Annotated in this window: 22 protein-coding genes; 16 read left to right on the top strand and 6 right to left on the bottom strand. The window is 67.6% G+C overall.

Features of this window, described 5'->3' with window-relative positions; genetic code table 11:
- Positions 1-10: 10 nt before the first annotated feature.
- The 4 genes from ACIRF9_RS00365 (at position 11) to ACIRF9_RS00350 (ending at position 2,505) form a co-directional block, all read left to right on the top strand.
- Complete coding sequence (locus ACIRF9_RS00365) at positions 11-580, top strand: hypothetical protein (protein WP_403814043.1); 570 nt, start codon at positions 11-13, stop codon at positions 578-580.
- 675 nt (positions 581-1,255) lie between these two features.
- A complete protein-coding gene (locus ACIRF9_RS00360) occupies positions 1,256-1,522 on the top strand; it encodes a hypothetical protein (protein WP_403814041.1) in 267 nt (88 codons plus the stop codon).
- A 71-nt stretch (positions 1,523-1,593) separates the two neighbouring features.
- Positions 1,594-2,043: a hypothetical protein gene (locus tag ACIRF9_RS00355; protein WP_403814038.1), complete on the top strand. Its 450-nt coding sequence runs from the start codon at positions 1,594-1,596 to the stop codon at positions 2,041-2,043.
- Positions 2,044-2,046: 3 nt separating this feature from the next.
- Complete coding sequence (locus ACIRF9_RS00350; RefSeq protein ID WP_403814036.1) at positions 2,047-2,505, top strand: hypothetical protein; 459 nt, start codon at positions 2,047-2,049, stop codon at positions 2,503-2,505.
- A 39-nt stretch (positions 2,506-2,544) separates the two neighbouring features.
- Here ACIRF9_RS00350 and ACIRF9_RS00345 read toward each other — a convergent pair whose 3' ends face one another.
- Positions 2,545-2,727 carry a DUF6193 family natural product biosynthesis protein gene (locus ACIRF9_RS00345; protein WP_403816038.1) on the bottom strand — a complete coding sequence of 61 codons (183 nt, stop codon included), beginning with the start codon at positions 2,725-2,727 and terminating at the stop codon, positions 2,545-2,547.
- Positions 2,728-3,091: 364 nt separating this feature from the next.
- Between ACIRF9_RS00345 and ACIRF9_RS00340 the strand changes: the two genes are divergently transcribed.
- Positions 3,092-3,667 (top strand): hypothetical protein, encoded by a 576-nt coding sequence (locus ACIRF9_RS00340; protein WP_403814034.1) that lies wholly within the window; start codon positions 3,092-3,094, stop codon positions 3,665-3,667.
- Positions 3,668-3,692: 25 nt separating this feature from the next.
- Here ACIRF9_RS00340 and ACIRF9_RS00335 read toward each other — a convergent pair whose 3' ends face one another.
- Both ACIRF9_RS00335 and ACIRF9_RS00330 read right to left on the bottom strand, forming a co-directional pair.
- Positions 3,693-3,887: a DUF397 domain-containing protein gene (locus ACIRF9_RS00335; RefSeq protein WP_403814031.1), complete on the bottom strand. Its 195-nt coding sequence runs from the start codon at positions 3,885-3,887 to the stop codon at positions 3,693-3,695.
- A gap of 8 nt (positions 3,888-3,895) precedes the next feature.
- Positions 3,896-4,747, bottom strand: coding sequence for a helix-turn-helix domain-containing protein (locus ACIRF9_RS00330; protein WP_403816036.1), 852 nt, complete (start codon positions 4,745-4,747; stop codon positions 3,896-3,898).
- Positions 4,748-4,928: 181 nt separating this feature from the next.
- On the opposite strand from ACIRF9_RS00330, the gene ACIRF9_RS00325 reads away from it, so the two are divergent.
- The 4 genes from ACIRF9_RS00325 (at position 4,929) to ACIRF9_RS00310 (ending at position 8,123) form a co-directional block, all read left to right on the top strand.
- On the top strand, positions 4,929-5,348 hold the full coding sequence (locus tag ACIRF9_RS00325) for an ATP-binding protein (RefSeq protein WP_403814029.1): 420 nt from the start codon (positions 4,929-4,931) through the stop codon (positions 5,346-5,348).
- Positions 5,349-5,372: 24 nt separating this feature from the next.
- A complete protein-coding gene (locus tag ACIRF9_RS00320) occupies positions 5,373-5,693 on the top strand; it encodes a ricin-type beta-trefoil lectin domain protein (protein WP_403816033.1) in 321 nt (106 codons plus the stop codon).
- A 135-nt stretch (positions 5,694-5,828) separates the two neighbouring features.
- Entirely contained in the window at positions 5,829-7,637 is a 1,809-nt protein-coding gene (locus ACIRF9_RS00315) for a polymorphic toxin-type HINT domain-containing protein (protein WP_403814026.1), read from the top strand.
- Positions 7,638-7,646: 9 nt separating this feature from the next.
- Positions 7,647-8,123, top strand: coding sequence for a hypothetical protein (locus tag ACIRF9_RS00310; RefSeq protein ID WP_403814023.1), 477 nt, complete (start codon positions 7,647-7,649; stop codon positions 8,121-8,123).
- A 60-nt stretch (positions 8,124-8,183) separates the two neighbouring features.
- Here the strand turns inward: ACIRF9_RS00310 and ACIRF9_RS00305 are convergent, their stop codons facing one another.
- The 3 genes from ACIRF9_RS00305 to ACIRF9_RS00295 are packed head-to-tail and all read right to left on the bottom strand — an operon-like array spanning position 8,184 to position 9,855.
- Positions 8,184-8,810, bottom strand: a complete 627-nt coding sequence (locus ACIRF9_RS00305; RefSeq protein ID WP_403814020.1) for a transposase — start codon at positions 8,808-8,810, stop codon at positions 8,184-8,186.
- Positions 8,807-8,995: a DUF397 domain-containing protein gene (locus ACIRF9_RS00300; RefSeq protein WP_403814017.1), complete on the bottom strand. Its 189-nt coding sequence runs from the start codon at positions 8,993-8,995 to the stop codon at positions 8,807-8,809. Before ACIRF9_RS00300 ends, ACIRF9_RS00305 begins: the two co-directional genes overlap by 4 nt.
- 8 nt (positions 8,996-9,003) lie before the next feature.
- A complete protein-coding gene (locus ACIRF9_RS00295; RefSeq protein ID WP_403814015.1) occupies positions 9,004-9,855 on the bottom strand; it encodes a helix-turn-helix domain-containing protein in 852 nt (283 codons plus the stop codon).
- 197 nt (positions 9,856-10,052) lie between these two features.
- Between ACIRF9_RS00295 and ACIRF9_RS00290 the strand changes: the two genes are divergently transcribed.
- The 7 genes from ACIRF9_RS00290 to ACIRF9_RS00260 all read left to right on the top strand — a co-directional run bounded on the left by ACIRF9_RS00290 (position 10,053) and on the right by ACIRF9_RS00260 (position 17,943).
- A complete protein-coding gene (locus ACIRF9_RS00290; RefSeq protein ID WP_403814012.1) occupies positions 10,053-10,472 on the top strand; it encodes an ATP-binding protein in 420 nt (139 codons plus the stop codon).
- A gap of 37 nt (positions 10,473-10,509) precedes the next feature.
- Positions 10,510-11,409 (top strand): hypothetical protein, encoded by a 900-nt coding sequence (locus ACIRF9_RS00285; RefSeq protein WP_403814009.1) that lies wholly within the window; start codon positions 10,510-10,512, stop codon positions 11,407-11,409.
- Positions 11,410-11,636: 227 nt separating this feature from the next.
- Complete coding sequence (locus ACIRF9_RS00280) at positions 11,637-12,932, top strand: ABC transporter substrate-binding protein (RefSeq protein ID WP_403814006.1); 1,296 nt, start codon at positions 11,637-11,639, stop codon at positions 12,930-12,932.
- Entirely contained in the window at positions 12,929-13,846 is a 918-nt protein-coding gene (locus ACIRF9_RS00275; RefSeq protein ID WP_403814003.1) for a carbohydrate ABC transporter permease, read from the top strand. The genes ACIRF9_RS00280 and ACIRF9_RS00275 overlap by 4 nt, the downstream gene beginning before the upstream one ends.
- Positions 13,843-14,664: a carbohydrate ABC transporter permease gene (locus ACIRF9_RS00270; RefSeq protein WP_403814000.1), complete on the top strand. Its 822-nt coding sequence runs from the start codon at positions 13,843-13,845 to the stop codon at positions 14,662-14,664. The genes ACIRF9_RS00275 and ACIRF9_RS00270 overlap by 4 nt, the downstream gene beginning before the upstream one ends.
- Positions 14,665-14,680: 16 nt before the next feature.
- Complete coding sequence (yicI, locus tag ACIRF9_RS00265; RefSeq protein WP_403813997.1) at positions 14,681-16,948, top strand: alpha-xylosidase; 2,268 nt, start codon at positions 14,681-14,683, stop codon at positions 16,946-16,948.
- Positions 16,942-17,943 carry a LacI family DNA-binding transcriptional regulator gene (locus tag ACIRF9_RS00260; protein WP_403813995.1) on the top strand — a complete coding sequence of 334 codons (1,002 nt, stop codon included), beginning with the start codon at positions 16,942-16,944 and terminating at the stop codon, positions 17,941-17,943. The genes yicI and ACIRF9_RS00260 overlap by 7 nt, the downstream gene beginning before the upstream one ends.
- Positions 17,944-17,960 lie beyond the last annotated feature (17 nt).

The raw sequence follows: 17,960 nt of genomic DNA, 5'->3' as shown, positions 1-17,960 counted from the left end.
AGAAGGGAAAATGATCACCGTGGCGGTGCGATGTGGAGCGCTCAGCGAGGCCGACCGGGCTCAATGGTCTGTGAGTCCGTTCGAGGCAATAGGTCCTCTTCGCTTCGGGATGACCCGTGACGAGGTGGAAGAGGCTCTGCGCGGGGTCGCGGTGAGGGCTTTCCGGACAGGCAGCACCACTGGATCGAGCGGTGGAGTCGTGTTTGACGTCCCGGATGCGGCACCTATGGTTCCGTCCTCGGTGGTATCGACGTATTACGACCTATCCGATGTGCTGGCCTGTGTCGCGATCGATGCACGCAATGGGCCGCAGGTAATTCTGGACGGGATTCGGCTGGTGGGACGTGTGCCGTCCGAACTGGAAGACAATTTCATTGACTATCTGGAAGCGCGCGACCGGATGGTGACCTATAACCAGCACGGTGATTTCTCCTCCGATGCGGTGGGTGTTATTGTGCGGGCCCAGCGTGTGGATGATGTGGTGCTGAGCCGTCCGGTTTTCGTTTCGAGTGAATGGGCCGATCGCTGCGGGGACGTTTCGGAAGATCCCGTCCCGCAAAGCGAATGGCAAGTTCGTTAGCCCAGGTGAATGATGGGCCTCGCTCGGCACATGCCGGGCGAGGCCCATCGCGCTTCCGTCTGGCTCGGATTGCACTCGGACGGCGGTGGCAGCTGTAACAGATTCACGCCGGACACCAGGGTTCTGATGGCTGATGGCTCCGCCAAGGCGATCAAGGACGTCAAGGCGGAACTGCAGCACGGACGGTGACGCCGATGTGGGCGTGGCCGAGGGGTTCCTTGATCACGGCGACTTCTACGCCCTGTTCCAAGTGTGAGGAGCTGTGGGACCGGAAGGTCGAACCGTATGCCGATCGCCTGAAGGCGGCACAGGGCGCGGTGCTGTGCGATCTCGCGCTGGACGTGGTCGAGGCGACCCTCCCGTTGTTCGATCCGCCGTTCGGCGTGTTTTCCGGAAGAGCACGCCGCGTTGATCCAGTCCTCCATCGGCCACCGGTCCCGCCGGAGCTCTCCGGCGGGACCGGTGGCGCGACGACGACTTCACAGAGGGGTTTCTCGCCCGGTACGACGCACTCCCCCCTGTGCCCGGACCGGGTACCGCCCGTGGCCCCGGGTTCCTGAACGGCTGGTTGCCGCTGGCGAGGGGTGAGCGAAGGGGGTTGTGGTGGCGGGCGAATGGGATTGGCTGAGAGCTCCGCAACCGTCCAGCCAGGTCCCGGCTACGCTGTACGCCCCGATGGCATCGCCTTCCTTGAACCTCGGTGTGCAGGTCATTGGCAGCAACCTCGTCGGAAACGACGTGGTCGAACTCGCCGCGCAGTACATGGCCGAACATGCGCGGTTCCAAATGTGGATGGCAAGTCACGAGCCCCGCCGGGGATTTCAGCAGTACGAACGCGGCAAAGCCCCCTTCGAGTTGATGCTCGTGGCCTACGAAGCGTGGGTTGAGTTCGAAGCCGCGCGCCCGGAGCGAACAGCCGAGAAACGGGTAGGTAGCCCATGAACACACTGGCGTTCCTGGCTCACCTGTGTCCGCCCCCTTCAACTGCCCACGTCCCCACGGCCGACGGCTCCTTGGCGGTCCCTCCCGGTCACGCCGCGATGCTGGAGCTGTACGGACCTGGCTGCTTCAACGACTTCCTCTGGATCAACGAGGACGGATGTGCCAACGTCTGGCTCGACATCCAGACGTGCAGTCGCAGGGCGTCCGAGATGCTTTCGCGGAAGAAGATCCCCGAGCTGCGCTCCGTGCTGGCGGGCTTCGGGGCTACCCCTGCGGACGTGATCCAGTGGGGATCGACCGACAACGCGGACTCGTTGTTCTGGATCCCGTCGGGGGCGCCTGACGAGTGGCCCACGGTCATCGTCGAGGCGGGTCAACTGAGGCTGCTGCTGATCGAGAAGCCGTCCCCGGACGTCGTACGGGGCTTGCTCGACCGGACGTTGAACTGCCCGTTCTTTCCCTCGGAGTTCTGGGAGCCTGTTCCTGTGTTCGAGCGGTGGCAGAGCGGCAAGGAGGGCTAGAGCGTGTCTCCTTCCATGGTCCGGGGGCATGCCCTGCCCGCCCGGTTGGCGTCACTGCTCGCCCAAGGCCGCTGGCGCCACCCCGGGGACACGGAGCTGGCGAGGCTTGTCCCGTGGTTCGAGGATCCGCTGGACTTCCTTCCGAGTACGGACCAGATGACTCGGGAATCCCGGTCTCTGGACATGTTCGCCGACGATCCGCGCTCCTCCGAGCTCTTCCGCGAGGTGCGAGGCAGTGAGCGACAGGGGCCGGTCGAACTGCCCTGGCTGGACGCCGATCTGGCCATCCTCATAGCCGTCAACCGCCGGCCCGGTGACGACGTCGCCCTCGCTCTCGACTACCGCACCGATCCCGCCGACCCTCGCGTAGTGGGCAGCGACTTCTGGACGAACCCCCGCCAGTGCGAGTGGCGCACAGTGATGCCCACCTTCTCGGCCTTCGCCGATGCCCTGGGGATTTAGGGCCGGGATCAGAACGTCTTCCCAAAGGTCCGCAGACGCTCACGCCTCCCGTCCCCGCTGATTCGCCTCGTCGAGTTCCCCGGACGTGACAGGCCCAAGGCCGCGTGGCACATGGCGGGCGGCGGCCGCCACTGCCTCCTGTGCCGTGGTGGCTCGGGCGAGAACGCCGGCGCCTGTGAAACCCGTGCTGACCGTGTATCGGTCGACGTCATGCGCGAGCAGGCACGGCCCGACAGTCGCTCTCGGACAACCCGACCGGGGGCTACGACGGCGACAAGGCGGTCTACGAGAAGTCCACGACCATCTACGACGGGCTGGGCCGTGAGCGCCAGACCCAGACCCCGGCGGTCGGCGGTGGCCGCCTGATCACCGACACCCTTCCGCGACGGAGCGACCGTCATGGAGGAGCGAACGCTGCTCAGCGACCTGCTGCAGGCGGATATGGGCAGAACGCACTGGGCCGCCTGCCGGAGCCTCAGACGATGAAGCTCTCATGTCCGGCATAGGATCGCAGCCCTGAGTTGCCAGGTTTCGGGGGGTGCCGCTTCGGTGGCACCCCCCCGGTGCGTGATCACGAGGAGTGTCGGTGGAGTACCTCGATCTGTCACCGTATGAGTACGCCCGCTTTCCTCTCGCCCTTCGCTGCATCGGTTGGCTGGGGCGTGAGCACGGGGTGCAGGGCAGCGGAGAGCCCCCTGTGACAGCCGCTGAACTCACTCGGCTGAAGACGGCGTCACAGCGCTTGGGCAGCGTGATGCTCGGAGTCCATGAATGCGAATTCTGTCCGGAGGAATCCGCATATCAGGGCACGGGAGAATTCAGGTACTACTTGCGGAACGGTGAGAGCTATTCGGCCCCGATGATGGTGCTGCATTACGTTGAAGCACACGCCTACAGGCCACCTCTGGTCTTTCGAGAGGGGCTGACAGAGACCGGTGATCTTCCATGGGACGTTCGCGCGCAGCGACTGTCGGACATCCTGCTGGACGCGTCAGAAGGCTTCGACTTCCGGTGCCAGGCTGTGATCGACCTGGCGAACTGGCCGGATGCCCGCGCCGTCGACGCCCTCGACCGGGCGGCTGCGGCCGAAGAATTGGCCGATATTGTGGGCGAGGAGATTCACCGGTCCCGTGAGCTGGTGATCAGCCGACTGAAGCGATGACGGGGCCGGGCGGAGGCCCCGGACCTCACTGACCGGAGCGGGCGCGTATCCCTTCCAGGAGGAGCGCGAGGGCGCCGGGGGTGGTCGTGAGGATCGTGGCCGGGGTGTCGCTTTCGCGGAGGTGGAGGGTGGCGGTGGGGGTGCCGGCGAGTTCGAGGCAGTTGTTGCCGTCGCCGCTGCCGGAGAAGGAGGATTTCTGCCAGTTGTCGGGGGTCCTCATGGCGCCTCTCACAGTTCCTTCGCCAACCGGTGCATGAAGTCACGCGATCGGTCGGGGGCGAGTGATACGGACTCCACCATATGGAAGAGCGTTCGAAAGGCGCCGAGTTGCGCCTCGGAGTCGATGAAGCCCGCTCCTTGAGGTCCGTCGCGAAGAGCCGTGTCCAGCTTCGGTACGGCTCCACCCACGTACATCATCGCGTTCGTGGCGCCACCGAATCCGTCCAGGTCGAAGGGGACGACGCGCACGGTGATGTGCTCCTCGGCGGAGAACTCGAGGATGCGGCCGAGCTGAGCGCGCATGACGGCACGGTCGCCGACCCGGATGCGCAGGGCAGCCTCGTGGATCACCGCTGTGTAGGGGGCGGGCGCCGAGCCCGTGATGATCGCCTTGCGCGCCATCCGGTGCCGGACCCGCAACTCCAGGTCACCATGCGGCAGTTTGGGCACACGGTACGAGAAGACGGCCCGGGCGTAGTCCTCCGTCTGGAAAAGCCCAGGGACATGCAGGAACTCGACATCGAGCCGGTATGTGGCGTGGTGTTCCAACTCGGCAAGGTCCAGGAACGACGCAGGCAACAGGCCCTGGTACTCCTCCCACCAGCCCCGGGTGCGATCGGTCGCCATGGCCACCAGTGCCTCGACCAACTCGGTGTCCGTGCACGAGTAATGGGCCGCGAGCTGTCGTACGCGCGTCTCGCTGACGCCTGCCGTGCCGAACTCGATCTGGCTCACCTGCGCTGAGTCCGTGCCGAGCAGCGCGGCGGCCTCGCGCCCTTTGAGTCCAGCGGCTTCACGCAGTTTTCGCAGCTCAGCACCCAAGCGTTCCTGACGTGCGGTCACCTGCCTTCTGCGGGCCACGGCTTCCTCCTTGAACTCGTTCGGATAGCAGGCTACGGCAGCGACTTGCGCAGTCCCAAAATGTGGCCCTACTGTCAGTGACCCGAACCTCACGCAACGGAAGCGCACCGCCCCGTCCTGCCATGACGGCTGCGGCACTGCCACCGCCCCTCGAACCCCTTCACCCGAACGGAGCTGCCCCATGCCCGAAACCGCCCCCGCTCCCGACTCCTGGGAGTACTCCCTCTACATCCCCACCGACCCCAGAGCGGTCACGGTCTCCCGCCGCACCCTCCGCCTGATCCTCACCCTCCACGACCTCGCCCACCTCACCGACACCGCCGAGCTCCTCGCCTGTGAGCTGGTCTCCAACGCCGTACTGCACACCAAGGGCCCCGCCTGCCTCCGCGTCCGCCACCGCGTCGGCGTCCTGCAGATCGGCGCCTGGGACGCCGACCCCGAACCCCCGGACCCCCCGGGCGACTTCACGGAACTGGAAGACGCCGAGAGCGGCCGAGGCTTCGCCCTCGTACGGGCCTGCTCCGACCTGTGGGGATGGCAGCCCCTCTCCCGCCTCGGACTGCCCGGCAAGCTCGTGTGGTGCGAACTGGGAGCCGCGTAAACGGTCTCCCCGTCGCACGAGGCGCTGCACCGCATCTTCCAGGAGGACCCCGCGTTCCTGGATCCAGCCCAACGGCACGGCGGCCGGGCGGCAGCGCTGATCCAGGCCTGTGACAACACGGTCGCGGCGCAGCGCTGGCAGACCCTGAGCGCCGGCCAGATCAAGCACGTCTCCACCGGCCTGTGCCTCGCGGCACCGGCGTCCACGGTCAGCACCGACCTCACCCTGGCCGCCTGCAACTCGACCGTGGCGGGCCAATGTTCAAGCCCGCGTCCAAGACGACGTACGTCTACGACGCCATGGGCAACCGCCTGCTGGAGCGCACCAGCGCCGGCGCAGTGCTGAACCTGCCCGACACAGGTCTCCCTGACCACGGCCGGCAAGGTCCGCTACGTCGAGCGCACCTACGCCGGCATCGGCGGCCCGTCCGTGACCCGCTTCCGCTAGGGCACCAACAACACGGCCGGTGTCAGCGAGCACGTGTTCGCCCAGGCCACCGACCTCAACGGCACCCCGCTGGCGGAGGTCCGCCTCGACGGCGGCATGCAGGTCCGCGCGCAGAAGAAGGACCCCTGGGGCGAGGACCGGGCGATCAGCATGCCCATGCGCACCAAAACCGCTTTCCACACCGGCGACGACGACGTCGAAACAGGCCTCGTCCACATGGGCGCCCGCGAGTACGACCCAGGCACGGGCCGCTTCATCTCGGCGGACCCGGTCCTGGACGACAGCGACCCGCTCCAGGCGAACGGCTACTCGTACGCCAACAACAACCCGGTGACGCACTCGGACCCGTCGGGTCTGACGTCCTCCGCCTCCAGCTTCGACGCCTCGATCGCCGCACTGGACGCGAAGATCGCCGAGTACCAGAAGACCCTGAACCGCTCCATCGGCGACGTGATCCTCGCCACCGGCTGGGCCGTCTTCAAGGAGTTCATCGGCTGGAACGACGTCGTCGGCTGCTTCACCCAGGGCGACCTGTGGGCCTGCGGCAGCCTGTTGATGGACGCCATCCCGTGGACCAGCGTCTTCTCCAAGGGCAAGAAGATGTGGCGCGCCTTCAAGGGCACCATGAGCGCGGTCAAGGCATTCAAGGCGGCCAAACGCGCGGCCGAGATCGGCATGAAGGCGGCGAAGGCGGCCAAGGCCGCACTCATCAAGGCCAAGAAGGCGGCGGAAGCCGCTGCTGCAGAAGCCAAACGCAAGGCCAGAGAAGCCGCCAAGCGCGCTGCCGAGGCGGCGAAGAAGAAGGCGCATACGGGCTCGAAGGGCGCCCGGGGCAACCCGGTCCAGGTCAAGGCGCGTACGCAGGCCCAGCACAAGGGGTCGTCGGGCGGCGGCAAGGCGGAGAACAAGTCCGGCGGCTCGCGCAACGGGTCGGGCAAGGAGGACTCGGGCGGCGGCAGCTGTAACAGCTTCGCGCCGGAGACCAAGGTCCTGATGGCCGACGGCTCCACCAAGGCGATCAAGGACGTCAAGGCCGGCGACAAGGTCCTGGCCACCGACCCCGAGACAGGCGAGACCCGCACGGAGACGGTCACCGCCGAGATCAAGGGCCAAGGCGTCAAGCACCTGGTCAAGGTCACCATCGACGTCGACGGGAAGAAAGGCTCGAAGACAGCCGAGGTCACCGCGACCGACAAGCACCCCTTCTGGGTCCCGGAACTCGACGACTGGATCGACGCCACCGACCTCAAGGCGGGCGAGTGGCTGCGCACCAGCGCCGGCACCCTGGTCCAGATCACCGCGGTCGAACGCTGGACGACTCTGTCGGCCACGGTCCACAACCTGACGGTCAGCGTCCTGCACACGTACTACGTCCTCGCAGGGTCGGTACCCGTCCTCGTTCACAACGACTCCTGCCCAACCGGCGATGCGGAGTTTGTGCGCAATCAGAATCTGCCCTCGAAAGCAGGGCCATGGAAGGCGTATCAAGAACATGTAACGGGTCGCAGCCATGAAGAAGTGTGGCGCGTGAATGGCCGTATCACTCAGGTCGACGGTGGGCCTAGCCCAATCGTGGTGGAGGCGAAGTGGATGGGGCGAAACAATGCGGCTTTCGAGTCATCGCCGTATCACCCGAGCAACTACTTCGACGAGTCTAAATTTGTCGATCAAGCAAGGCGCCTGCTGGCCTTGAACAGCGAGATTGGCGGCGGTGGAGTACGCTACGCTGTATCCAACGAGGCTGGCGCGAACTACACGCGTGCCGTCCTTAGGGAATGGTTCCCATCCGAGATGCAGAGCGGAATTTTGGGAGTCTTCCATGTGCCAGGCGACGGGATGTGATGGGTCCAGATGGCTGAATTCACGGCACAGGCGGCATTGGTGAAGTTCGCCCAGATTGCGAATTTCGACTCAAGCGCCTCACTGGAAGATCGCCTCAGGGAATCTGGTTGGCTTGAACAGCCTCCTGGGGCGAGGGGTCTTCATCGTGAATGGCGGAACGGAGAAATTGGTGCAGTTCAATACGGGCGCGGGTTGAACTCCTTCCTGGAAGTGGCAGTTGATGTGGTGCTGCCGGACCCGGAAGATCCCGATAGCGAAGAGCGCCTTACTGTCGAGTTTGAGGACAAGTTTGAGCGGATCCTTGCTCGCTGCGCCTCCACTTTCGGAGCCGCTGCCTTTGTTGGCTCATATGGTGATGAGGGGTTTCCGAGGGATGTCGACGCAGTAATGGTCGCGCTGTGGCCGGCTCGTTCTGGAGTAATTGCGCTTAACTTCAAGCATGAAGACTGGGGCGTGCCATTTAGAATTACCGTCACGGTTGGGTAGTTCGAAGTAGATCTGTCTCCGTCTCGTGGGCCCCTGGTGGTGATCCAGTAAGACCGTGTCCTACGTGGTGAGGCGGACGAGTCGTTTGTAGCAGCAGATAGCGGCGGGGAGTCCGAGAAAGGCCAGGTAGTTGCGCGGATTCCGTTCGTAGCGGGGGCTGAGCCTGCGGTAGCCGGACAGCCAGGCCATCATGCGTTCGATCACCCACCTGCGGCGGCCCAAGCGTTCGCTGGACTCGATGCCTTTGCGTGCGATCCGGACTCCGATGCGCTTACCGCGTAACCATTTCCGCAGGTCGGCGCGGTCGTAGGCTTTGTCCGCGTGCAGGCGCTGGGGCTTGAAGTAGCGGCCGCGGTGAGGGTCGTGTCTCGTTTGGTGACCCTCGATCATCGGCTTCAAGCCCTTCGCTGTCGTGGGTGTTGCCGGCCGAGACGCCGACGAGAAGGGGCAGTCCGTTCGCGTCCGACAGGATGTGCATCTTGGAACCCGGCTTGCCGCGGTCCACTGGGCTCGGACCCGTGCGTTCGCCCCCTTTTTCGCCCTGACGTGGGCGGTGTTGAGGACGACGCGGGTGACGTCGATCAGGCCGGCGTCGTCGAGCCGGTGCAAGACGGCTTCGTGCAGGCGACCCCAGACGCCCGCCCGGGACCAGATCAGGACGCGGCACCGCCGGTTCTGGGCCCTCACGCAGACCCTGTGCGTATACCTTCCAGGAGGTTCGCCAGGGCGATGAGGGTCGTGGTGAGGACGGTGGTGGGGTCGTCCGACTCGCGAAGGTGGAGAGTGCTGGGGGTGGAGGCGAGTTCGAGGCAGGAGTCACCATCCCCGGGGCCGGAGTACGACGACTTCTGCCACTTGCCCGAGGTGTCCATGAGGCGCCTCACAACTCCTTCGCCAGCCTGTGGATGAAGTCGCGCGACCGGTCGGCGGCAAGCGACACGGCTTCCACTTTACGGAAGAGCGTTCGAAAGGCTTGGAGTTGGGCTTCGGAGTCGACGAAAGCCGCACCCTGCGGACCATCGCGTACCACGGTGTCCAGCTTGGGAACGGGTCCCTCGGCATGTGCCATGGCGCTGGCGGCACCGGCGAACCCCTCCAGTTCGAAAGGGATGACCCGGATGGTGATGTGGGCCGCGTCGGAGAGTTCGAGCAGGTGCAGTAGTTGGGCTCGTGAGGCGGAGCGGTCGCCGACCATGATGCGCAACGCCGCCTCATGCACGACCGCCTCATAGGGGGGTGGGGTCGGGCGGTCGAGAACGGCCTTGCGTGCCATGCGGTGACGGACCCGCAACTCCAGTTCATCCAGCGGAAGTTCAGGCACTCTGAAGGCGAAGACGGCACGGGCATAGTCCTCCGTCTGAAGAGGGCCCGGAACATAGAGGAACTGGGACTCACGCAGAGACACGGCGTGGTGCTCCAACTCGGCGAGGTCCAGAAACGCCGTGGGCAACAGCCCCCGGTACTCCTCCCACCAGCCGCGCGTCCGGTCGGTCGCCAGGGCAACCAAGGCGTCGATGAACTCCTCGTCCGTGCACGCGTAGTGGGCCGCCATGCGGCGCAGCCGCTTCTCGCTCACACCCGTGAGGCCCGCCTCGATCTGGCTGACCTGCGGGGCGCTCACGCCGAGTAGTGCCGCCGCCTCGCGAGAGGTCAGGCCGGCGGCGTCCCGGAGTCGGCGCAGCTCGGTGGCCAGCCGCATTTGACGTGCCGTCGGCTCCTGCCTGAGTGCCATCGCACGCTCCTCTCAACGCGCCGATGAGCGCGACTCGTTCGGGGCTAGATTACGGGAGCCGCTTGCAAAACTTAAAAAGTTAGGTCTACCGTCGGTGATGTAACGCTCACGCAGCGGAAGCGCACCACCCCGCCATGCCATGCCGGCTGCGGCACTGCCACCGCCCCCTCACGCCTTCACCTGATCGGAGCTGTCCCATGCCCGAAACCACCCCCGCTCCCGACTCCTGGGAGTACTCCCTGTACATCCCCACCGACCTCAGAGCGGTCACGGTCTCCCGCCACACCCTCCGCCTGATCCTCGCCCTCCACGGCCTCACCCACCTCACGGAGACCGCCGAGCTCCTCGCCTCCGAGCTGGTCTCCAACGCCGTATTGCACACGAAAGGCCCCGCCTGCCTCCGCATCCGTCACCGGGACGGCGTCCTGCAGATCGGAGCCTGGGACGCCGACCCCGAACCCCCTGAGCCCCCAGGCGACTTCATGGAACTGGAAGGCGCCGAGAGCGGTCGCGGCTTCGCCCTCGTACGGGCCTGCGCCGACCTGTGGGGATGGCAGCCGCTGTCCCGGCTCGGGCACCGGGGCAAGCTCGTGTGGTGCGAACTTCCCGCGGCGTAGCTCGTTGATCACGTCAGGCAGAAAGACAGGAGAGCTGATGGTCACCTCGTCGCACGAGGCGCTGCACCGCATCTTCCAGAAGGACCCCGCGCTCCTCACCCGCGCGCTCCAGCAGGTGCTGCACGTCCCCTTCCCGGAGCCGCGTGACTTCGCGGGCATGAACGTCGATCTCACCGAGATCGAGCCCATCGAGCGCCGCGTGGACACGCTGCTGCGGGCCGAGACCGACGAGGGCGCCTACCTCCTGGTCGTGGAGTCGCAGAGCGAGCCGGACGACCGTAAGCGCGGCAGCTGGCCGTACTACCTCAGCTTTCTCCACGAGAAGTACCGCTGTGAGCCGGTCCTGATCGTCGTCACGCAGAGGCGTGCCACGGCCCGCTGGGCGGCCCGGCCCATCCACCTCGGCGTACGTGGTATGCCGTCGCTGGCGGTCCGGCCGTTCGTGCTCGGCCCGGAGAACGTGCCGCTCATCGCGACCGAGCGGGAGGCCCGAGAGGATCCATCCCTTGCGGTGCTCTCGGCCATGACACACGGCCGTGGGCGGAAGGCTCCGGCGATACTGGAATCGCTGGAAGCCGCCCTGCGGACCCTGGACCGCGACACCGCCGTGGTGCTCGCACAGTTCGTCGACTCGTGCCTGGCGGACGCCCAGGCCCGGCAGATGTGGAGGGACATGATGACGGCGATGCAGTACTTCTGGCGGCACCCGTGGGCCGAGGAAGGCCGGGAAGAGGGACGAGAAGAGGGACGGGAGGAGGGTCGGATCCAGGAGCGGGCCGACATGGTCCTGAACATCCTGCGCTGGCGCGGCATCGACATCCCCGATCAGGTACGCGCCCGCGTCGAGGCCTGCACCGATCTCGACCAGCTCACCCTCTGGTCCGAGCGCGCCGTCCACGCCGCCACCGCCGACGACCTCTTCACCGTCGTCGAGTAGACACACTCCCGACGCGGGCCCCACTCACCCAGACGCCGGAGCCCGCGTCGCGCACACACCACCGGCCGATTCCCGTACGCCCCATTGACGCGCGTCACACCCGCCCCCTACCTTCCCCCGTCGAAGCGCTTCGACGTCACGCATCGAATCGATTCGACGACCTCGTCGAACACCGCGTGACGGCTGTTCCTGCCCGGAGAACCATCAGAACTCCCCGGAGGCACAGGATGTTGACGGCAAGAAGGCGTGCGACGGCGAGCGCGGCGGCGGCCCTGGCGGGTGCCCTGCTGCTGGCCTCCTGCGGTGGCTCGGGCGGTGGCTCGTCCGACGCGAAGACCCTGCGGCTGTGGCACTACGAGGCCCCGAACAGTGCGATGGGTGCGGCCTGGACGGAGGCGATCAAGGAGTTCGAGGCCACGCACCCGGGCGTGAAGGTGAAGTTCGAGGAGAAGAGCTTCGAGCAGATCCAGAAGACCGCCCCCATGGTCCTCAACTCCTCCGACGCGCCGGACCTCATGGAGTACAACAAGGGCAACGCGACGGCGGGCCTGCTCTCGAAGCAGGGGCTGCTCACCGACCTGACCGCCGAGGCGGCCGAACGCGGCTGGGACAAGCTGCTGAGTCCGGGTGTGCGCACCACCAGCCAGTACGACACGGACGGGGTCATGGGCTCCGGCAAGTGGTACGGCGTGACGAACTACGCCGAGTACACGATGGTCTACGTCAACAAGGACCTGTTCGCGAAGTACGAGGTGCCCGAGCCGAGGACGTTCGACGACCTGGTCGCGGCGATGGACACGTTCGTGGAAAACGATGTCACCCCGCTCGCCAACGCGGGCGCCGAATACCCCGCCCAGCAGTACCTGTACCAGCTGGCGCTGTCGAAGGCCGACCGCTCCTGGGTGGACTCCTACGAGCTGTACCAGGGCAAGGCCGACTTCCACGACGCGGCCTGGACGTACGCGGCCGAGACCTTCGCCGACTGGGTGAAGAAGGGGTACATCGGTAAGAAGTCCACCAGTGCCAAGGCCGAGGACGCCGGTGTCTCGTTCCTCCAGGGCAAGGCGCCGATCCTGTTCTCCGGCAGCTGGTGGTACGGCCGCTTCCAGGACGAGGCCGCGTTCGACTGGGGCACCACCCTGTGGCCCGGCTCCGACCTCACCCTCGGCTCCGGCGGAAACCTCTGGGTCGTCCCCAAGAGCGCCGGCAACAAGGAGCTGGCCTACGACTTCATCGACATCACCCTGTCGAAGCGGATCCAGAACCTGCTCGGCGAGAAGGGCGGCGTACCGGTCGCCGCGGACACCGCCGCCGTCACCGACCCGAAGGCCAAGGAGCTCATCGCCCACTTCGACACCCTGTCCGGCCGGGACGGTCTGGCCTTCTACCCGGACTGGCCGGTCCCCGGCTTCTACGACGTCCTCGTGTCCGAGACGCAGAAGCTGATCACCGGCAGCGAGAAGCCGGACGCCTACCTGGACGCGTTGCAGAAGGCGTACGACAAGGGCGTGCCGCAGCAATGAGGCGCGGCTCCCCCGCGGGCTCCCATGCGGGCTCCCATGCGGGCTCCCATGCGGTGTTCCTCCTCCCCGGCGCCCTGGCCTTCCTCGCGGTCGTGATCGTGCCGTTCCTGATGAACACCGCCGTCGGCTTCACCGACTGGCAGGGCGTGGGCCGCCCCGAGTGGTCCGGACTCGACAACTACCGGGAGCTGGCGCACGATTCCGCGTTCTGGGCGTCCTTCCGGCACAGCCTCTTCATGGTCGTCGCGATGGCGGCGATCCCCACGGCACTCGGGCTCGTCCTGGCCGCCGCCCTGTTCGACTACATCGGAAAACACTTCGGCAGCAAGATCGCGGCGGTCCTGCGCGCCTGCTTCTACCTCCCCCAGGTGCTGCCGGTCGCGGTCGCGGGCATCGTCTGGAGCTGGATCCTCGCCCCGGACGGCGGCACCCTCAACGCCCTGCTGAAAGCGATCGGGCTCGGCGCCTGGCAACAGGACTGGCTCGGCGACCCGGACCTCGCGCTGTACACCGTGATGGCCGTCCTGGTCTGGGTCCAGCTCGGCTTCCCGCTGGTCGTCTTCATGGCCGGGCTCGGCCGTATCGACCCGCACCTGCACGAGGCGGCCGAACTGGACGGCGCCGGCTGGTGGCGCCGCTTCCGGCACGTCACGCTGCCGCAGCTGAGGCCGGAGACGTACGTCGTCCTGACCTGGTGCACGATCGCCGCGCTGAAGGTGTTCGGCGCGGTGTACGTCCTGACGAAGGGCGGCCCGGGCGGCGCGACGGACGTCCCGTCCTACTTCTCCTTCACCACCTTCTTCGAGAAGACCCAGGTCGGCTACGGCGCCGCCGTCTCCACCGTGCTGACCGTGATCATCCTCGCCCTCGCCGTACTCGGACTGAAGCTGCAGAACCGCGCGGAGGACATATGACCGCCCTGCGCCGTCACACCGTGCTGCTGGCCCTTGCCGTCGCGGCCCTCTTCATGGTCGTGCCATTCCTGATCGTCGCGGTGAACGCGGTCAAGTCCCCCGCCGAGTACGCGCAGGACGGCCCGCTGAGCCTGCCCGACGGCCTCTACCTGGACGGCCTGAAGGACTTCTGGCAACGGGTCGACTACAGCCAGAAGCTGATCAACTCGGTCCTGATCAGCGGCTCGGTGGCGGTGGGGGCCGTGATCCTCTCCGTCCTGAACGCGTACGCGATCGGCATCGGAAGGATCAGGGGCCGCACCTGGGTGCTGGCCTTCTTCGTCCTGGCGAACATGCTGCCGCAGGAGGCGCTCGTCTACCCCGTGTACTTCCTGAGCAAGCAGGCGGGCCTCTACGACACCCGGCTGAGCGTGATCATCGTCTTCACGGTGGTCCAGGCGGCGTTCGGCACGTATCTCCTGTCCTCGGTGCTCGGGCAGTTCCCCCGGGAGATCCTCGAGGCGGCCCGCATCGACGGCGCGAACAAGTGGCAGGTGCTGTGGCGGATCGTCGTGCCGGTCAGCCGCCCCACCCTCGGCGTCCTCCTCGTCTTCTTCTTCGTCTGGACCTGGAACGAGTTCCTGCTCCCGCTGGTCATGCTGATCTCCAACGACAACCAGACGGTGTCCGTGGCGCTCGGCGTCCTCCAGGGCCAGCGGCTGATGGACGCCACGATGACCAACGCGGCCGCCCTGCTGGGCGTACTGCCCGCCCTCGTCTTCTTCCTCGTCTTCCAGCGCACGCTCACCCGCGGCATCGCGGTGGGCGCCGTCAAGTAAGGAGACCCCCCACCCCATGAAGTTCTCCGACGGTTACTGGCTGCTGCGCGAGGGCGTCACCGCGGCCCACCCGGCCGAGGTCCTCGACGCCACCGAGTCGGACGGCGCCCTGGAGATCCACGCGCCGACCCGGCCCGTCCGCGGCCGCGGCGACCTGATGACGGGACCGGTCGTGACGATCACCGCGCACACGCCGATGCCGGACGTCATCGGCCTGACCCTCACCCACTTCACGGGCGGACGCCGACACGAGCCGGAGTTCGAACTCGCCCGCACCGGACCCTCCCCTCAGCTCTCCCACGACGACCGGCACACCACCCTGACCTCGGGCGCGCTGTCGGTCCGTTTCGCCCGCTCCGGCCCCTGGCACGTGGAGTTCCTCGCCCACGGCCGCACCCTCACCTCCAGCGGCCCCAAGGGCATCGGCATCCTGCGGGACACCGCCACCGACGGCCACTACCTGCGGGAACAGCTCGACCTGGGCGTGGGCACCCGCGTCTACGGTCTCGGTGAACGCTTCGGCCCGCTGGTCAGGAACGGCCAGGTCGTCGACATCTGGAACGCCGACGGCGGCACGGCCACCGAACAGGCCTACAAGAACGTGCCCTTCTACCTCACCGACGCCGGCTACGGCGTCTTCGTCGACCACCCCGGCAAGGTCTCCTTCGAGGTCGGCTCGGAGACGGTGTCCCGGGTCCAGTTCAGCGCCGAGACCCAGGAGCTGACGTACTACGTCATCCACGGCCCGACCCCCAAGGACATCCTGCGCAGGTACACGGCCCTCACCGGGCGGCCGGCGCTCCCGCCCGCCTGGTCCTTCGGCCTGTGGCTGTCGACGTCGTTCACCACCTCCTACGACGAGGAGACGGTGACCTCGTTCATCGAGGGCATGCGGGAGCGCGAACTGCCGCTCTCCGTCTTCCACTTCGACTGCTTCTGGATGCGCGAGTTCCAGTGGTGCGACTTCCGGTGGGACCCACGGGTGTTCCCCGACCCGGAGGGCATGTTGGCCCGGCTGAAGGCCAAGGGCCTGCACATCTGCGTGTGGATCAACCCGTACATCGCCCAGCGCTCCCCGCTGTTCGCGGAGGGCATGGCCCTCGGCCACCTGCTGCGCCGGCCCGACGGAAGCGTGTGGCAGTGGGACCTGTGGCAGCCGGGCATGGCCCTGGTCGACTTCACCAGCCCCGCCGCCCGCGACTGGTACGCGTCCAAGCTGGAGGCGCTGCTCGCGCAGGGCGTCGACTGCTTCAAGACCGACTTCGGCGAGCGGGTGCCCGTCGACGTGGAGTGGTCCGACGGCTCCGACCCGGAGCGGATGCACAACTACTACACGTACCTCTACAACCGCACGGTGTTCGAGGTGCTGCGCAAGCACCGCGGCGAAGGGGAGGCCGTCGTCTTCGCCCGCTCGGCGACCACCGGCGGCCAGCGGTTCCCCGTCCACTGGGGCGGCGACTGCGAGGCCACCTACGCGTCGATGGCGGAGTCCCTGCGGGGCGGGCTGTCGCTGGGCCTGTCCGGCTTCGGGTTCTGGAGCCACGACATCGGCGGCTTCGAGGGCACACCGACCCCGTCCCTCTTCAAACGCTGGCTGGCCTTCGGCCTGCTCTCCTCCCACAGCCGGCTGCACGGCAGCTCCTCGTACCGCGTGCCCTGGCTGTTCGACGACGAGTCGGTGGACGTCCTTCGCCACTTCACCCGTCTGAAACTGCGCCTGATGCCCTACCTCTACGACGTCGCGCGCGTCGCCCACGAGGAAGGGCTGCCGGTGATGCGGGCGATGGTGCTGGAGTTCCCGGACGACCCCGGGTGCGCGCACCTGGAGCACCAGTACATGCTCGGCCCGGACCTGCTGGTGGCCCCCGTCTTCAGCGACGAGGGGGACGTCTCGTACTACGTCCCGGAGGGCACCTGGACCCACTACCTCACCGGGCGCACGGTGACCGGCCCGCGCTGGGTGCGCGAACGGCACGGGTTCCGCAGCCTGCCGCTGCTGGTGCGGCCGGGCGCGGTCCTCCCGGTGGGCGCGCACGCCGACCGGCCCGACTATCCGCACGCCGACGGGGTGACCCTGCGGGCGTACGGCCTGGAGCGCGGGGCGCGGGTGACGGTACGGGTCGGGGACGTGACCTTCACCGTCGTACGGGAAGGGGACACGCTGCGGGCGTCGGCGAGCGACCCGTCGGCGCCCTGGGCGCTGGCGGCGGGGGACGCGGTGGCGCGGGCGGAGACGGGAACGGGTTTCCTGACCCTGGACGTTCCGGAGCCGGGCCGATGGTGAAGATCACCGATGTGGCGCGGCGGGCCGGGGTCTCCCCCAGCACGGTGTCGTACGCGCTCAGCGGCAAGCGCCCGATCTCGGCGGAGACCCGGCAGCGCGTCGAGGCCGCCGCCCGCGAGCTGGGCTACCGCCCGCACGCCGGCGCCCGCGCCCTGGCGAGCAGCCGCTCCAACGTGCTGGCCCTGGTCGTCCCCCTGCGGGCCGGCATCCACGTCCCGGTCGTCATGCAGTTCGCCGTGTCGGTGGTGACGGCGGCGCGGCGCCACGACCACGACGTGCTGCTCCTCACCCAGGAGGAGGGCGAGGACGGGCTGCGGCGGGTCGCCGACACCGCCCTCGTCGACGCCCTGATCCTGATGGACGTCCAGCTCCACGACCCCCGGCTGCCGTTGCTGCGCTCCCTGGACCGGCCGTCCGTGATGATCGGGTTCCCGAAGGAGGCGGCCGGGCTGACCTGCATCGACCTCGACTTCCGCAGGGCGGGCGAGCGGTGCGTGGAGCATCTGGCACAGCTCGGGCACCGGGTGGTGGCGCTCGTCGGGTCGCCGCCGGAGGTGTATGTGCGGGGTACGGCGTTCGCGCAGCGCGTGGTGCAGGGCTTCACCGCCGCCGCCGACCGGGGCGGTCTGGCCTCGGCCGTCCACCCCTGCGAGGCGACCCCGGCGGCGGCGCGGCGGGTGGCGGAGCGGCTGCTGCGGGAGCAGCCGGCGCTGACGGGGGTGGTCGTCCACAACGAGGCGGTCCTGGAACCGCTGATCGACGCCTTCGCACAGCTCGGCCTGCGGGTACCCGGCGACCTGTCGGTCACGGCGATCTGCCCGGACGAGCTGGCCGAGTCCCTCCGGATCACCTCCGTCGCCCTGCCGTCCGCCGAGGTCGGCACGCGGGCGGTGGAGCTGCTGATGGAGAAGCTCGGCGGCGGGGCCGTACCCGAGGCGACCCTGCTGCAGCCACGGCTGACGGGGCGGGCGAGTACGGCACCGAGGAGCGCATGAGACCGGGGCCCGCACTC

The sequence above is a fragment of the Streptomyces sp. NPDC096132 genome, from assembly GCF_044763345.1.
Taxonomy (GTDB): Bacteria; Actinomycetota; Actinomycetes; order Streptomycetales; family Streptomycetaceae; genus Streptomyces.
Note: the sequence above shows the minus strand (reverse complement) of the source record. Positions and strands in the feature narration are given on the sequence as shown.

Coding starts and splice junctions, on each gene's coding strand:
- ACIRF9_RS00365 (WP_403814043.1), top strand. CDS start 11: ATGATCACCGTGGCGGTGCGATGTGGAGCGCTCAGCGAGGCCGACCGG.
- ACIRF9_RS00360 (WP_403814041.1), top strand. CDS start 1,256: ATGGCATCGCCTTCCTTGAACCTCGGTGTGCAGGTCATTGGCAGCAAC.
- ACIRF9_RS00335 (WP_403814031.1), bottom strand. CDS start 3,887: ATGAGGACCCCCGACAACTGGCAGAAATCCTCCTTCTCCGGCAGCGGC.
- ACIRF9_RS00325 (WP_403814029.1), top strand. CDS start 4,929: ATGCCCGAAACCGCCCCCGCTCCCGACTCCTGGGAGTACTCCCTCTAC.
- ACIRF9_RS00310 (WP_403814023.1), top strand. CDS start 7,647: ATGGCTGAATTCACGGCACAGGCGGCATTGGTGAAGTTCGCCCAGATT.
- ACIRF9_RS00300 (WP_403814017.1), bottom strand. CDS start 8,995: ATGGACACCTCGGGCAAGTGGCAGAAGTCGTCGTACTCCGGCCCCGGG.
- ACIRF9_RS00295 (WP_403814015.1), bottom strand. CDS start 9,855: ATGGCACTCAGGCAGGAGCCGACGGCACGTCAAATGCGGCTGGCCACC.
- ACIRF9_RS00290 (WP_403814012.1), top strand. CDS start 10,053: ATGCCCGAAACCACCCCCGCTCCCGACTCCTGGGAGTACTCCCTGTAC.
- ACIRF9_RS00285 (WP_403814009.1), top strand. CDS start 10,510: ATGGTCACCTCGTCGCACGAGGCGCTGCACCGCATCTTCCAGAAGGAC.
- ACIRF9_RS00280 (WP_403814006.1), top strand. CDS start 11,637: ATGTTGACGGCAAGAAGGCGTGCGACGGCGAGCGCGGCGGCGGCCCTG.
- ACIRF9_RS00275 (WP_403814003.1), top strand. CDS start 12,929: ATGAGGCGCGGCTCCCCCGCGGGCTCCCATGCGGGCTCCCATGCGGGC.
- ACIRF9_RS00270 (WP_403814000.1), top strand. CDS start 13,843: ATGACCGCCCTGCGCCGTCACACCGTGCTGCTGGCCCTTGCCGTCGCG.
- yicI (WP_403813997.1), top strand. CDS start 14,681: ATGAAGTTCTCCGACGGTTACTGGCTGCTGCGCGAGGGCGTCACCGCG.
- ACIRF9_RS00260 (WP_403813995.1), top strand. CDS start 16,942: ATGGTGAAGATCACCGATGTGGCGCGGCGGGCCGGGGTCTCCCCCAGC.